This window comes from Streptomyces sp. SL06 (assembly GCF_058244745.1).
This window is the reverse complement of the sequence record NZ_JBSYOT010000002.1, coordinates 1,752,050-1,767,295: the sequence shown is the minus strand read 5'-3', so window position 1 is coordinate 1,767,295 and position 15,246 is coordinate 1,752,050. Positions and strand designations below refer to the sequence as shown.

Genomic DNA, 15,246 nt, shown 5'->3' with positions numbered 1-15,246 from the left:
TCTGTCATGGCACGACCACGGCGCATCGTTCTTGTCCGGCACGGCGAGTCCCAGGGCAATGTCGATGACTCCGTGTACGAGCGCGAACCCGACCACGCGCTGGCCCTCACCGACCGGGGCCGGGCGCAGGCGGAGGAGACCGGCAAGGGGCTGCGCGAGGTGTTCGGCCGCGAGCCGGTCAGCGTGTACGTCTCCCCGTACCGCCGGACGCACGAGACGCTGCGCGCCTTCCGGCTCGACCCCGCGCTCATACGGGTACGGGAGGAGCCCCGGCTGCGTGAGCAGGACTGGGGCAACTGGCAGGACCGCGACGACGTGCGCCTGCAGAAGGCCTACCGCGACGCCTACGGCCACTTCTTCTACCGCTTCGTCCAGGGGGAGTCCGGCGCCGACGTGTACGACCGGGTCGGCGGCTTCCTGGAGAGCCTGTTCCGCAGCTTCGAGGACCCCGACCACCCGCCGAACGTGCTGCTGGTGACCCACGGACTCGCCATGCGGCTGTTCTGCATGCGCTGGTTCCACTGGACGGTCGCGGAGTTCGAGTCCCTGGCGAACCCGGGGAACGCCGAGATGAGGATGCTCGTTCTCGGTGAGGACGGCAAGTACACCCTCGACCGGCCCTTCGAACGCTGGCGGGATCCGGAACCGTACGGGATCACCGGATAGGGTGGCGGGGCGATGACCGCTCATTCAGTTCCCGACGGGCGCCTGGACCGGGCCCTGTCCAGCCTGCGCGGCCTGTCGGTGGGGGACGCGCTGGGCTCGCAGTTCTTCGTGCCCGCGAACCACCCGCTGCTGCAACGCCGCGAGCTGCCTCCCGGCACCTGGCAGTGGACGGACGACACCGAAATGGCCTGCTCCGTCGTCTCCGTCCTGGCCACCCACCACCGCGTCGACCAGGACGCGCTGGCGCTCTCCTTCGCCCGGCACCACGACTTCGACCGCGGCTACGGCCCTGCGGTCAACCGGCTGTTGCGGCTGGTCAGGGAAGGCGGCGACTGGCGCGAACTCGCCGCAGCGCTGTTCGAGGGCCAGGGCTCGTGGGGCAACGGCGCGGCCATGCGCGTCGCGCCGCTGGGCGCCTGGTACGCGGACGACCCGGAGCGGGCGACCCGCCAGGCGGAGATCTCGGCCCACCCCACGCATCAGCACCGCGAGGCGGTGGCCGGAGCCATGGCGGTCGCCGCGGCCGCCGCCCTGGCCGCGGACCCCGCCGGGCCGCCCGCCGCGCACACGCTCCTCGACGGGGTGATCGCCCTGGTGCCGAAGAGCGAGGTGGGCGCCGGACTGCGCCGTGCCCGGGACATGCTCGGCCACGACGACACGGCGGCGGTCGCGGCGGTACTGGGCTGCGGCAGGCGTACGGCCGCACATGACACGGTTCCCTTCGCCCTCTGGTCGGCCGCCCGCGCCCTCGGGGACTTCGAGCACGCCTTCTGGACGACCGCCCAGGTGGGCGGGGACGTGGACACGACCTGCGCCATCGTGGGCGGAGTGATCGCGGCCGGCAAGGCGGGAGCGCCCCCGGCCGAGTGGTCGGAACGGGTCGAGGCACTGCCCGTGTGGACGACGGCCCCGGCCTAACGGCTCCGCGCCGCCCCCCCCGCCGAGAACTCTCCGTACGGGACGGGAACTCTCCGTGACCACCCGCTCGTTGTCGTGACGACCGCTGTGCGAGGCATGGAGCCCGTACGAGGCCGGCAGGGTACGAGGGGGTGGAGTGGGGCATGGGAGTGCTGTTGCCGCCGGTCGTCGCACTGTGGTGCGTCGTCCTGCTCGGCCGGTTCAACACGCCCCCGACCGCGAGCCGTCGGGGTGGCGGGCGGCAGGTGTGCCTGACGCCCGCCGGCGGACCCCGTCCGGCTCGCGGTGCCGCGTGGTCAGCCGATCCCCGGACCGGCCGATCCGGACAGCGCCTCCAGGTCGCTCTTGCGGACCCGGATCACCAGCCATGCCGTGGCCAGCGCGAGGACCGCCATGGCTGCGGCCGGGATGAAGGCCGCCGAGATGCCCTGCGCCAACACGTCGTGCCCCCACGGCGCCGGCAGCTGGTGCGTCTGGGCGAACTCCGCCTTCTGCTGGGCCGAGCCGTTGGTGAGGAAGTCCGGCATCTGGTCGCGCGCCTCGTTCTTGCTGGCCGTGCCGAACACCGTCGTCAGGATGGCGAGGCCGATCGAACCGCCCACCTGCTGCATCGCGTTGAGCAGACCGGACGCCGCGCCCGCCTCGTGCTGGGCGACCCCGGAGACCGCGGTCAGCGTCAGCGTCACGAAGTTCAGTCCCATGCCGAAGCCGAAGATCAGCATCGGTCCCAGGACCCCGCCGACATACGAGCTGTCGGAGCTGATGAGAGCCTGCCAGCCGAGCCCGATCACGGCGAGCGTCGAGCCCACGAGCATGAAGGGCTTCGGACCGAAAACGGGCAGGAACCGCTGCGACAGACCCGCGCCGATCGCGATCACCACCGTGACCGGCAGGAAGGCCAGACCGGCCTGGATGGGGGTGTAGCCCAGAATGTTCTGGACGAACAGGACGATGTAGAAGAACATGCCGAACATCGCCGCTGCCAGGCTCAGCATGATCACATACGTGCCGGAGCGGTTGCGGTCGGCGAACATCCGCAGCGGGGTGATCGGCTCCTTGGCCCGCGACTCGATGAACGTGAAGGACAGCAACAGGACCACCGCGGCCACGAAGGAGCCGATGGTCACGTCGTCCCGCCAGCCCTCGTCCGCGGCCCGGATGAAGCCGTAGACGAGGGACGCCATACCCGCCGTCGAGGTCACCGCCCCGGCGATGTCGAAGCGGCCGGAGTGCCGCTCGGACTCGCTGATGTACAGCGGTGTGAGTACGGCGATCAGTACGCCGATCGGCACGTTGACGAAGAGCACCCAGCGCCAGTCGAGCCATTCGGTGAGCATGCCGCCGGCCAGCAGGCCGATGGCGCCGCCGCCCGCGGACACGGCCGCGAAGACGCCGAAGGCGCGGTTGCGCTCCGGTCCCTCGGGGAAGGTGGTGGTGATGAGGGCGAGCGACGTGGGCGACGCGATCGCGCCTCCCACACCTTGCAGGACGCGCGCCGCCAGCAGTTGCCAGGGTTCCTGGGCGAAGCCGCCGAGCAGCGAGGCGAAGGTGAACAGCAGGATGCCGGTCATGAAGACCCGGCGCCTGCCGAGGATGTCACCGGCCCGGCCGCCGAGCAGGAGCAGGCCGCCGAAGGTGAGCGTGTAGGCGCTGACGACCCAGGTGAGGTCGGTGGTGCTGAACTTGAGCGCGTCTTGAATGTGCGGGAGTGCGATGTTCACAATCGTCGCGTCGAGCACCACCATGAGTTGGCAGGCCGCGATGACGGCGAGCGCGATGCCGGGATGCCCCTCCCGGCGGGCCGCTCCCGGCTTCTGGTCTCGAATCTGAGAAGAGGTTGTCACTCTGTGTCCCCCACGATGACTTAGTGAACGGTCGCGTTCACTGTTGCCTCGACGTTAGTGACTCCCCGACAGTGAACGCAAGCGTTCACTTGTAGTGCCGCCGTGTGTCCCGTCCCCCGTTGTGGCCGCACGGTGCGTCCCCGAACTCGCTTTCCCTGCTTCCTGGAGACCCCGACATGGTTGCTTCGCACTGGGCGGCCGCCTCCGCCCAGACGCCCTCCCGCCGACGTGGCGCGGTCCTCGAACACGCGATCCTCGACGCGGCGCTGGAGCAGCTCGGCACCGTCGGCTGGAACGGCCTGACGATGGAAGGCGTGGCCGCCTCCGCCCAGACCGGCAAGGCGGCCGTCTACCGCCGCTGGTCGTCCAAGGAGGACCTGGTCGCGGACGCGCTGCGGTCCGCCCTGCCGCGCTTCGACACGGTGCCCGACCTCGGAAGCGTGCGCGAGGATCTTCTGGAGCTGTGTCTGAGGGCGCGCGACGCGATGTTCTCCCGACCCGGATGCGCTCTGCGGTCCGTGATTCACGAATGCGACAACACTCAGGCCGAGCACTTCCATACGGTGATCATCAAGGGTGTCGTCGAGCCGACCCTCAAGATGCTCCGCGAGGTCGTCAACCGTGGAATAGAGCGGGGAGAGGTTCGGCCTGACGCGGCGAACGGATACGTCTTCGACGCCATCCCGGCGATGATGATGTACCGCTCGAAGATTTGTGGAAGCGAATGGGAGGGCCAGGAGATCGAGGAGCTGATCGACCAGCTGATGGTCCCGCTGCTGCGGCCCGACGGCGGCTGACCCAGGCCTTCGCGGACGCCGGTCACGTTTGGGGAACCGGGGTGTCGTCGCAGGTTCGCGGCGGCGTAGGCTGGGGGCGCCATGCCGTACGAACCGCCTACTCACACCGTCGAGCGCTCCCTTCGCGCCACGACCGGAGCGAAGGTCATTGCCGGTGTCGACGAGGTGGGGCGCGGTGCCTGGGCCGGCCCGGTCACCGTCTGCGCCGCGATCACCGGTCTGCGTCGGCCCCCGCTGGGCCTCACCGACTCCAAGCTGCTCACCATCAAGCGACGTACCGAACTCGCCGCCGAGTTGCGGACCTGGGTGACGTTCCTACGCCCTGGGGCACGCCTCTCCCGAGGAGATCGACGCGCAGGGGATGACGGCGGCGCTGCGGCTGGCGGCGGTGCGTGCGCTGGAGACCCTTCCGGTCCGTCCCGACGCCGTCATCCTCGACGGCAAGCACGACTATCTCGGGGCGCCTTGGCGGGTCCGCACGGTGATCAAGGGCGATCAGTCCTGCGTGGCCGTCGCCGCCGCCTCGGTGCTCGCCAAGGTCCAGCGCGACAAAATGATGGCCGAACTGGGTACCGACCATGCAGACTTCGGTTTCGCGGACAACGCCGGGTACCCGTCGCCCGTGCACAAGGCCGCACTGGAAGTACGGGGACCCACCCCGCACCACCGGTTGTCGTGGGCGTATCTTGATGCGCTGCCCCAGTGGCGGCACCTCAAGAAGGTCCGCAGTTGGGTGGATGGAAGCGTTCCGGAGATCGAGGGTCAGCTCGGATTCGATTTCTGACGGTTCCGCTCGCGGGCATGTGCCACCCGCCGACGCGAGCCGCACCAACGTTTGATAAATATCAGCTCATGCCTCTCATTCCCGAGGAGCCTCAGATTCACGAGAAGGCCCAGGGTCCCCGCGCCACTCCGGCCAGCGGCCGCACCGCGCCGACCCCCCGCCCCGTACCCGGCCCCCGTCCCGTGGCACCGCCGCGCCCAGGCCGCCCCGGCCCGGTGCGGCCGGCGCCGCCGACGCAACGCGCGTCGCGCGACACGACCCCGACCAAGCCCGGACCATCGGCTCCGGCCCCTCCGGCCGCTGCCCCGGCCACCCCGCAGATCCAGCTGATCCCGGCCGCACCCGACGGCGCGCTCGACGCCGCCGAAGAGGCCGTGGACCTGCTGCTGGACTCGGGGCGCACCCCCGGTGACGTGCTGGTGATCACCACCGGCGAACCACACCCGTGGGCGGCCCACGAACTGTCCTTCGGCGATGCCTCCTACTGGGCGCAGCACGACGCGGGCGACGACGTCTTCTACGTGGACGCCGCCGTCGCGGAACGCGCCGCGTCGCGGGCCGTGGTCGTGGTCGCGCTCAACGGCGGTCCCGAGGGCGCCGCTGCCGCCGCCCTGACCGTGGCCCGCTCCCGGGCCGGCGCCCTGCTGATCGTCTGCGGCGACCCGCAGCGGATCAACTCGGTGCTGGGCGCGGCCGTCTGAGCCAGGTCCGCCGCGTGCGGCGGACCCCGGTGCGACACAGGGCCGCCGGACCGGAGGCCCCGCACGGTGGTCGCCTCGGAGTGCACGCGCGCGGCCGACGTCACCCCGCGCGGTGGGGTCCAGGGCCCTCCCGCGACGGGACCGTGCTGGGCGAGCCTTGAGGACACGAGCCTTCGGACAGGCGTGGCGTACGGGCGTTGCCAGGTGCTCTCGCAGGCCTGGCCGTCCGGCGCGCTCGTGACGCGCGCCGCCCCGCCGGTGGTCCGCTCAGCGAGCCGCCGCGCGGCGCAGCACGTCCGAGGCGACACCACCGGTGCGCGGCGGCGGGGGCGGTGTCTCCGACGTGGCGAACGGCTCAGGCTCTGACGCGGCGTTGGGCCGGCGTCCGCCGCGCCCCTCACCGAGGACCTGCCAGCCGTCACGGGTCAGCGTGATGTACGCGCCACAGCGCAGCCCGTGCAACGTGCAGGCGTCTCGCAGCCCCCACATCCACGCGCCGTCCTCCTCGGTCCAACGCGCGTCGCCGTCACGGCAGTAGAGCAGTACGGCGGTGCGCACCGGTGTGCGGCGGCGCAGATCATGGGGGATGACCCGGCGCAGTTGGGAGAGCAGCGCGTTGCGGAACAACCACCCGTCGGCGGTGGACCGCCGGCTGGTGAACGAGGCGCTGGCGCACAGTCGTTCGTCCGGATCGAGTACGGCCACGATCGCGGTCGCCGGTCCGGGGCGGTGCCGCGAGTGCAGTCCGCTGACGACCTCCCGCGGATTGCGCAGCAGTGGGATTCCGGCGGCGGCCCACTCCGCCGGTTCGAGCACGCGGGTGGCGGAAGCGGCGGACGACGGCACTGATGCCGCCGAGGACGGAGCGAATCCGAAGGTCACGTTCCTCCCTTCGGCTACGCGCCCACACTGCGGGCGGGGTCGGATTCGGGGAGCGCGCACCCCAATGAAGCCCTGCCGGATCACGGACGAGCGTGTGGGGAGCGGACTTCAATTCTTCCTGTCGAACTTGGATGCGGCAACGAGCAATTGAGTCCGGCGACCGTTATCGGATGATGCGCGTTCTATATCCCTACCCGGAGTGCCGTCGGGTGACGCATGGGACGCGGCACGCGCGGTCGTCCCGGCGAGCCCGCCCCGCGAACCGCGTCGCGCGGTCGGTCACCCCTGTGCGGCCAGGACCAGTGGCAACACCCCCTGGGCACCGGCGCGGCGGAGCAGCCGGGCCGCCACCGCCAGGGTCCAACCGGTTTCGGTGCAGTCGTCCACGAGGAGAACCGGGCCCTCGACCCCGGCGAGCGTGGTGGCGAGGGCCGGCGGCACCGTCAGCGCGCCGTCGAGTGCCTTGAGCCGTTGCGCGCTGTTGCTGCGGGACGCCCGGGGCGCGTCACTCGTGTACTCGACCGAACCGAGCAGCGGCAGCCGGCCGATCTCGGCGATGCGCTGCCCAAGGGACCGGATGAGAAGGGGCCGGGTGCGTGAGGCGACGGTGACCACCCCGACGGGACGTGGCTGGGCGCCGGAGGCCCAGCCGCCGGGACCCTTCGCCCAGTCGGCCAGCACCCCCACGACGGCCTTCGCGACATCGTCCGGCACCGGACCGTCAGGTGCCTGGGCCGCGAGCATCGGTCGCAGCCGGTTGCCCCAGCCGATGTCGGACAGACGGCCCAGGGCCCGGCCGGACGCGGCCTGTTCCGCCGCGGGAATGCGGCCCTTCAGATCGACGCCGATCGCCGGCAGCCCGGTCGGCCACATCCGGCGCGGCTCGACCTCGACACCGGCCCGGTCCAGGTCGACCCGCGCGGCGTCGAGGGCGTCGGGCGAGGTGTCGGCGGTGAAGCGCGGGCCCGCGCAGTTGTCGCAGTGGCCGCAGGGCTTGGCCCCCTCGTCGTCCAACTGGCGCTGCAGGAACTCCATCCGGCAGCCCGCCGTCGAGGCGTAGTCGCGCATCGCCTGCTGCTCGGCCTTGCGCTGGCGTGCGACCCAGTCGTACCGCTCCGCGTCGTACGCCCACGGCTGCCCCGTCGCGATCCAGCCGCCCTTGACCCGCTTGACGGCACCGTCCACGTCGAGCACCTTGAGCATGGTCTCCAGGCGGGAACGGCGCAGCTCCACCAGGGGCTCCAGGGCGGGCAGCGACAGTGGCCGCTCCGCGCGCGCGAGGACATCGAGCGTACGGCGCACCAATTCCTCCGAAGGGAAGGCCAGGGACGCGAAGTACTCCCAGATCGCCTCGTCCTCCCTCCCGGGGAGCAGGAGCACCTCGGCGTGTTCGACACCGCGACCGGCGCGGCCGACCTGCTGGTAGTAGGCGATGGGGGAGGAGGGCGAGCCCAGGTGCACCACGAAACCCAGGTCGGGCTTGTCGAAGCCCATGCCCAGCGCCGAGGTCGCGACCAGCGCCTTGACCCGGTTGGCGAGCAGGTCGTCCTCGGCCTGTTGCCGGTCCGCGTTCTCGGTCTTGCCGGTGTAGGAGGCGACGGTGTGGCCGCGCTGCCGCAGGAAGGCGGTGACCTCCTCGGCGGCGGCCACGGTGAGCGTGTAGATGATCCCGGAGCCGGGGAGCCGGTCGAGGTGGTCGGCCAGCCAGGCCATCCGGTGCGCGGCGTCGGACAGCCGCAGCACACCCAGACTGAGGCTGTCCCGGTCCAGCGGGCCGCGCAGCACCAGCGCGTCCGACGTGCCGCCGGTGCCGAGCTGCTCCGCCACGTCGGCGGTCACGCGCGCGTTGGCGGTGGCCGTGGTCGCGAGGACGGGCACACCCGGCGGGAGATCGGTGAGCATCGTGCGCAGCCGCCGGTAGTCCGGGCGGAAGTCGTGGCCCCAGTCGGAGATGCAGTGGGCCTCGTCCACCACGAGCAGTCCGGTCGCGGCGGAGAGCCTGGGCAGCACCTGGTCGCGGAAGTCCGGGTTGTTGAGCCGCTCGGGGCTCACCAGCAGCACATCGACCTCGCCCGCGGCGATCTCGTCCTGGACCGCGTCCCACTCCTCGGTGTTGGAGGAGTTGATGGTGCGGGCGCGGATACCGGCCCGTGCGGCGGCCTCGACCTGGTTGCGCATCAGCGCCAGCAGCGGGGAGACGATCACCGTGGGTCCGGCGCCCCGGTCCCGCAGCAGCGCGGTCGCCACGAAGTACACCGCGGACTTGCCCCATCCCGTGCGCTGGACGACCAGGGCCCGGCGCCGGTCGGCGACCAGCGCCTCGATCGCCCGCCACTGGTCCTCCCGCAGCTGGGCGCCGCCGGAGGCGTCCCCGACGAGTCGGGCGAGGACCGTGTCGGCCGCTGTCCGGAGATCCGGGTTGCTCGTGTGCTCCATGCGTTCCATACAACAGGACGGGACTGACATCCGGGCCGCGGAGCGGGTGGGCCGGCCGAAGGTGACGTGTCCCTGATCGAGGTTATCCACAGGCCAAAGCGGAACTTCGCGATCCGCGAGATCGTCGGGCCATGACGAACCACAGCGAAACGACTGGATCCTCCGAGAACGATGACATCGCGGGCCCCGCCGACCCCGTTCGGGCGGCCGGCGCCCCGTGCGACGGCTCCGGGGACGAGCCCCAGGTCACCCTGCGCACCCCCGCCGAACTGGCCGACGCCCTGCCGTACCTGCTCGGTTACCGTCCCGAGGACAGCATCGTCCTGGTCGCACTGCGCGACCGGGACGGGCGGGGCCGTTTCGGCGGCCGGGCGCGGCTCGGCATCCCCGCGAACACGGACGACTGGGCGGCTGCGGCCGGACAACTGGTCCACGGTCTGGTGACCGGCAGCGAGCGGCGAGGCGTCCGGCCCGAGCAGATGGTGGCCTACCTCTGCCAGGAACCGGCACCGGGCGAGACCGGCCGGGAAGTCATGGAGCGACTGCGACCGCTGGCCCAGAGGCTGCGCGTCGAGTGCGGATCCCTCGACGTACCCGTGGTCGAAGCCCTGTGCGTCTCCGCCGGGCGCTTCTGGTCGTACTGCTGCGACGACGAGGCCTGCTGTCCCTCCGAGGGCGTCCCCATGGGACTGCCGGGTACGTCGGTGCTGGCCGCGGCGGCCGCCTACGCCGGTATCCAGGTGCGTGGTTCGCTGAGCGAGCTGCGGGCCAGGCTGCTACCCCGGGAGGGCGCCGCGGTGGCCGAACAGGCGGCTGCCCTGGACGCGGCCGCCGTGACGGTGGTCTCCCGGATCCTCCACGACGCCGGCCGCTCCGAGGTGGCCCGGGAGACGCTGGAAAAGGCGGAGCGCGTCATGCGGCGCCTCGCCGAGGCCCCGCCCGTGTCCGGGACGGCGGCCGAGGACCTGCGCGACGACCGACTGCTCGGACACGACGAGGCGGCGGCACTGATCCTCGGTCTCCAGGACCGCACGACCCGTGACCGCGCGGCCGCGTGGATGGAAGGCGACGAGGCGGGACCCGCGCTGCGCCTCTGGCGGGCCCTGGCCCGCCGCTGCATCGGACCGTACGGCGAACACGCGGCCGCGCCCCTCACGCTCGCCGGATGGGTCGCGTGGTCCACCGGTGACGAACTGGAAGCCCGGGAAGCCCTGGCCATGGCACTCGGCGCGGACCCCGACTACCTCTTCGCCCGGCTCCTGCACCAGGCGTGCAACGAGGGCCTCGATCCCGAGTCGGTCCGCCGCTGCCTGCGTTCGGAGCGCGGAGGCCGTGAGGACGCGGGGGAGGGTGCCACGGACGGTGACGAGCAGACCGGCAGGCCGGAGAAGCGCGAGCCGGCCAAGCCCTTGCCCGCCGCGCAGTCGCCGTCCGGCCGTCGGCGCCGCACTCGCGCGGGTGTGTCGGCCGACGGCGTTCGTCGCCGTGCGAGGACGCAGGGCCGTGAGCCGAGCGCGAAGATCGTGCGGCCCCGCACTCCCTCGGGGACCGAGCGCCCCGGCGCCCCGCGAACGGGCCCCACCCGTTCGCGCGCCTCGGGGACGCGGGCCATGGGCATGGGCCGGAAGGACCCCGGCCCGGACGGAGCGCGCAGGGGCGGGACCGAAGGGGGCGGCGAACGACTCTGAAGCGGTCGGTCGGGACCCCGACGACGGTCGCGGGCATCCGCCTCGACGCCTGCCGGGATCGTCGCCATGCGTCCCGCACACGATGCTCTCCTGTGGGTCTCATGCGGAGCTGCGGGATGCCGGAGAACCCCTCCCGACCCGTGCCGACCGACCCGTGCCGACCGACCCGTGCCGACCGACCCGTGCCGACCGACCCGTGCCGACCGACCCGTGCCGACCGACCCGTGCCGACCGACCCGTGCCGACCGACCCGTGCCGACCGACCCGTGCCGACCGACCCGTGCCGACCGGCCCGGACCGGCCGGTCGTCCTGCCGGGACCGGCCATGCTCGAACAGGCGGCCGATGTGTCGTGGCCAGCAGCCTGACCTGGTGTGACGCGGTCCCACGCGGCGCTCGGGGTGGCCGGTGGGAGGTGCGTCGGACCGAAGTGGATCAGTCTCCTGTAGGGAGCGCGTGATCGTGAGCATGAGTTCCTGCAGAAATGTTGGAATCTGCGTGTGATGAGCACTCTCGTGTCGGCTGATTCTGGGCAGTGACCGCCGCTTGCGCATCTTCTGCGTCGCCGGGTCGCAGAAGAGGGTGGTGTCTCGCTCGCGGCATGCGCCGTTGAGCGGCAGAGCGAGCAGGTTGCCGAAACTGCCGTTGCCGGATGTCTTGGTCGGCAGCAGGCCCTGGGCGGGGAAGAACCGGTCGAAGCTGGCCAGGGACATCCGCTCGCGTGCGGTCATGGCGTCGCGCAGCAGTGCGGCCCCCAGTTGCCGGGCGAGGCCGGCGGGGACGGGGTCGGTGAAGAACTTCCCGTAGCGCTAGGGTTTTCGGAACATCCGGAAGGGCAGGCCGCCGAGTAGGGGGACGAACGCGTCATGGGACAAGGGGCACGGGAGCGTCTGGCGGAGCTGTTGGACAGCTCGGAGCGGCGCGGGGACTTCAGCACCCGTATCGAGATGCCCGCCCGCGCGCTGCGCATCACGGTCGACGGCGTCGGTGACCTGCCGCTCCCCGTACGCGCCCCAGTCACCAGGAAGCTGATCGCTCAGGCCCGGCAGGCCCGCTTCGGCCGCGGGGAGCAGACCCTGTCCGACACCGGTGTGCGCGACACCTGGGAGATCACCCCGGACCGGTTCACCCTGGGTGGCCCCGACTGGCAGCGCACGCTGAGCGGTGTCCTCGACGGGGTCCGCACCGCGCTGGGCCTTCCGCCCACCACCGTCCTGCGGGCCGAACCGCACGCGCTGCTCGTCTACGGCAAGGGCCAGTTCTTCCTGCCGCACCAGGACTCCGAGAAGGACGACTCCATGGTGGGCAGCCTCGTCGTCTCGCTGCCCTCGCACCACACCGGCGGTGAACTCGTCGTCGAACACGCCGGCCGCTCCGTCACGTACAAGGCGTCGAGGGAACGGCTGACCTTCACCGCCTTCTACGCGGACTGCCGCCACGAGGTCAAGCCCGTCACCTCCGGTTACCGCATCACCCTCACCATGAACCTGCTCGCCGAGCGCGTTCGTCCGGTCGGCGAACCTGGCGGCAGCCCGGTGGCGGAGCTGGCCCAGTGCGTGACTGAGCATTTCACCCAGCCCGCCGAGGACCGCTACGGCTACGGCCGCACCAAGCCCGAGCCGCCGGGCCGGCTCGTCTACCTCCTCGACCACGAGTACACCCAGCGGGGCCTGGACTGGGGCCGTCTCAAGGGCGTCGACGCCACCCGCGCCGACCTGCTCCGCCAGGCCGCCGGACAGGCCGACTGCGAAGCGGTCCTCGCCCTCGCGGAGGTGAAGGAGACCTGGGACGCCCAACCGCCCTACGACCGTTACGACTACTACGGCGAGGTCGAGCACTTCGACGACTGCGAGGACGATGAGTGTGAAGGCGAGTGCCTTCTCGACCCCGACGGCGAGCCCGGCGCCGAGCGCCGCCGCAGCGGTGACTTCTCCGACTACGAGCTGACCGACCTGATCGACGACGAGATCACCCTGGGCTGGTGGACCCGCCCCGAGCACGCCGGCGGTGAGCAGATCTCGCTGCCCGTTCCGTACGCCGAGGTGTGCGCCACCACCGAGAACAAGGACCTCACGCCCTACCAGTCCGAGTACGAGGGTTACATGGGCAACTACGGCAACACCCTGGACCGCTGGTACCGGCGGGCCGCGGTGGTGCTCTGGCCCCGGCAGCGCTCGTTCGTGGCACGTGCCGAAGCAGGCTCCGCGCAAGCCGTGCGGGAACTCCAGGGCCGCCTGGACGCCGGGGAGCTGGAGTTGGCGCGTACGCTCGCCCGGTCGCTCGCGCCGATCTGGAACCACCACGGTTCGGGCCCGGCGGCAGCCCCGCTCTTCGCCGCGGTTCTGGGCGTCGCGGTGGGAGTGGAGGAAGCGGACACCGCCGCGATGCTCCTCGCGCCTTTCGGGGTGGAGACCCTGGACGAGCGGCACGCCCCCGATCTTGCGAAAGCGGCCGCACGGTACGGACGGACGTGGGCGCGCGGAGTCGTCGACAGCTGGTTCGGCCCGGTCGGTGCCTACACCGGGGCCGACCGAGACGCCTGGCTCGAAACCCTGCCTGGCCTCGGCGCCGCGCTGCGGAGTGTGGACGGTGACGGAGACGGGGTGGCCACACCACTGGCCGAGGGGGTCTGGCGCGCGTTCGAGCAGCGGCTCACCGGCTGGCTCGGCATCGGCCGGGAGAAGGAGCGCCAGGATGCCCTGGAGCGGCTCGGCACCCCGCTCGCCCACATCCTGCGGGCGGCTGGTCCCGAGACCGCCGAAATGATCACCACTGCTCTACGCAGCCGACCGGACACCGTACTGGAATGCCTGCTTCCGTCCCTGCGTACCGCGGCCCGCCGACAGGACGGCGTCCGTGACGGCACCCCGGCGGCCCGCGCTTTCCAGTCCCTCGCCGACCACTGCGAGACCAGGCTGACCGCGGCCCTGGCCCGCTCCGTCCGGGCGGCGGACGACTGGTCCCTCACCCCGGACCGCGGCTGCCCCTCCGACTGCGATCTCTGCCCCGACCTGGATGACTTCCTCACCTCCCGCACCCGCCGGACCATGGAGTGGCCGCTCGCCAAGGACAAGCGCCGCCACATCCACAGCCGCATCGACCTCGCTGGCCTGCCCGTCTCCCACACCACCCGGCGCCAGGGACGCCCCTACACCCTGGTCCTGGCCAAGACGGACGCGGTGTTCACCCGAGAGCGGGCGGCCCGCTCCCGCGCCGAGACCGACCTGACCTGGCTCCGGGAGAAGTGGCCCAGGTCACGCGGCTGAGAGCTGACCGGCGCCCGTGGGGCGAACCCCATCTCCTCACCGAGCCGACAAGGCACGGCGGGGGTGCATTTCGCTTCTGGGCGCGGTCTCGCTCTGGCCGTCCAGGCAAGCCCATGTGGTGGTGTGTCGAAGAGCCCGGCGGCGTCCGGCGTGGTGTCGTTGTGCCTGTCGCCCTCGGGCGTTGCGTCGCCATACTTGAACGGTGCGAAGCGCTCACTCCACGCAAACCGCAAGATCGTAAGCGATCGACACCGAGAGCTACTGAACGTAATCAGTGCTTATGGTCACGCGGAAATGCTCACGAAACCGCGGGTCCCAGGGTATCCGAGACGGTTGGCGAAGGGAGTGTTTATCGTCAGGAAGACGACTATGATCGCCGCATGCCCTACGACCCGTCAGCTTTTCCGCCTTTCGCCGTCACTGTGGACCTGGTCGTGCTGACCGTGCGCCGCCACTCCCTGTGCGCGCTGGCGGTGCGCAGGGGCGAGTCGCCGTTCCAGGGCCGCTGGGCCCTGCCCGGGGGTTTCGTACGGGCCGACGAGGATCTGGCGCAGGCGGCGGCGCGGGAGCTGGCCGAGGAGACGGGACTGCGCGTCCACGACCAGGCCGCACCCGTCGGGGACAACGGTGCCCACCTGGAGCAGCTCGCGACGTACGGCGACCCCGAGCGCGATCCCAGGATGCGGGTCGTCAGTGTCGCCCACCTCGCGCTCGCTCCCGACCTGCCCGCACCGCGCGCGGGCGGTGACGCCAGCAACGCCCGTTGGGCGCCGGTGGAGGAACTGCTGGAGCAAGGTGGCTACGACCGCGCCGGCGAGCCGGTGGCGCCGCTCGCCTTCGACCACGCCCAGATCCTGGCGGACGGGGTGGAGCGGGCCCGATCCAAGATCGAGTACTCGTCGCTGGCCACCGCGTTCTGCCCGCCCGAGTTCACCGTCGGGGAGCTGCGGCGCGTCTACGAGGCGGTGTGGAGCGTGGCGCTCGACCCGCGCAACTTCCACCGCAAGGTGACGGGCACACCTGGCTTCCTCGTCCCCACCGGCGGCACGACCACACGCCAGGGCGGCCGTCCCGCTCAACTCTTCCGGGCGGGCGGGGCGACTCTCCTCAACCCCCCGATGCTGCGCCCCGAGGTGTGACGCCGGGCTCCGGCGGGGCCCTGGAACACGCGGCGGACCGAGCGGCGAACAAGAGATCCGCGGGGTGGACCTTTCTCCGCGCTCGACAAGCCATGCGATGCCCGAAAAACCGGATATGGCACGCTA

The 15,246-nt window shown here is 71.7% G+C and carries 10 protein-coding genes and 2 pseudogenes; 8 read left to right on the top strand and 4 right to left on the bottom strand.

What is annotated here, in order from left to right:
- Positions 1-6 precede the first annotated feature (6 nt).
- Positions 7-666, top strand: coding sequence for a histidine phosphatase family protein (locus tag AC4IHM_RS07900; protein ID WP_490866374.1), 660 nt, complete (start codon positions 7-9; stop codon positions 664-666).
- Positions 667-678: 12 nt separating this feature from the next.
- Positions 679-1,584 carry an ADP-ribosylglycohydrolase family protein gene (locus AC4IHM_RS07895; protein WP_490866373.1) on the top strand — a complete coding sequence of 302 codons (906 nt, stop codon included), beginning with the start codon at positions 679-681 and terminating at the stop codon, positions 1,582-1,584.
- Positions 1,585-1,880: 296 nt separating this feature from the next.
- Here AC4IHM_RS07895 and AC4IHM_RS07890 read toward each other — a convergent pair whose 3' ends face one another.
- Complete coding sequence (locus AC4IHM_RS07890) at positions 1,881-3,428, bottom strand: MFS transporter (protein ID WP_490866372.1); 1,548 nt, start codon at positions 3,426-3,428, stop codon at positions 1,881-1,883.
- Between the two features lie 176 nt (positions 3,429-3,604).
- Here AC4IHM_RS07890 and AC4IHM_RS07885 point away from each other — a divergent pair, with 176 nt between their 5' ends.
- The 3 genes and pseudogenes from AC4IHM_RS07885 (at position 3,605) to AC4IHM_RS07875 (ending at position 5,710) form a co-directional block, all read left to right on the top strand.
- Entirely contained in the window at positions 3,605-4,225 is a 621-nt protein-coding gene (locus AC4IHM_RS07885; RefSeq protein ID WP_490866371.1) for a TetR/AcrR family transcriptional regulator, read from the top strand.
- Positions 4,226-4,306: 81 nt separating this feature from the next.
- Positions 4,307-5,009, top strand: a pseudogene (rnhB, locus tag AC4IHM_RS07880) (ribonuclease HII).
- Positions 5,010-5,077: 68 nt separating this feature from the next.
- On the top strand, positions 5,078-5,710 hold the full coding sequence (locus tag AC4IHM_RS07875; protein WP_490866370.1) for a hypothetical protein: 633 nt from the start codon (positions 5,078-5,080) through the stop codon (positions 5,708-5,710).
- Between the two features lie 267 nt (positions 5,711-5,977).
- On the opposite strand, the gene AC4IHM_RS07870 is transcribed toward AC4IHM_RS07875, so the two are convergent.
- Positions 5,978-6,592, bottom strand: a complete 615-nt coding sequence (locus AC4IHM_RS07870) for a hypothetical protein (protein WP_490866369.1) — start codon at positions 6,590-6,592, stop codon at positions 5,978-5,980.
- A 279-nt stretch (positions 6,593-6,871) separates the two neighbouring features.
- Positions 6,872-9,028 (bottom strand): RecQ family ATP-dependent DNA helicase, encoded by a 2,157-nt coding sequence (locus AC4IHM_RS07865; RefSeq protein ID WP_490866368.1) that lies wholly within the window; start codon positions 9,026-9,028, stop codon positions 6,872-6,874.
- Between the two features lie 131 nt (positions 9,029-9,159).
- On the opposite strand from AC4IHM_RS07865, the gene AC4IHM_RS07860 reads away from it, so the two are divergent.
- Positions 9,160-10,716 (top strand): DUF4192 domain-containing protein, encoded by a 1,557-nt coding sequence (locus AC4IHM_RS07860; RefSeq protein ID WP_490866367.1) that lies wholly within the window; start codon positions 9,160-9,162, stop codon positions 10,714-10,716.
- 559 nt (positions 10,717-11,275) lie between these two features.
- Here AC4IHM_RS07860 and AC4IHM_RS07855 read toward each other — a convergent pair.
- A pseudogene (locus AC4IHM_RS07855) lies at positions 11,276-11,500 on the bottom strand (TOTE conflict system archaeo-eukaryotic primase domain-containing protein); the annotation flags it as partial.
- A gap of 81 nt (positions 11,501-11,581) precedes the next feature.
- Here AC4IHM_RS07855 and AC4IHM_RS07850 point away from each other — a divergent pair.
- The gene (locus AC4IHM_RS07850) at positions 11,582-13,981 is read left to right on the top strand and encodes a 2OG-Fe(II) oxygenase (protein WP_490866366.1); all 2,400 of its coding nucleotides are present in this window, start codon (positions 11,582-11,584) and stop codon (positions 13,979-13,981) included.
- 380 nt (positions 13,982-14,361) lie between these two features.
- Complete coding sequence (locus AC4IHM_RS07845; RefSeq protein ID WP_490866365.1) at positions 14,362-15,120, top strand: NUDIX hydrolase; 759 nt, start codon at positions 14,362-14,364, stop codon at positions 15,118-15,120.
- Positions 15,121-15,246: the final 126 nt, after the last annotated feature.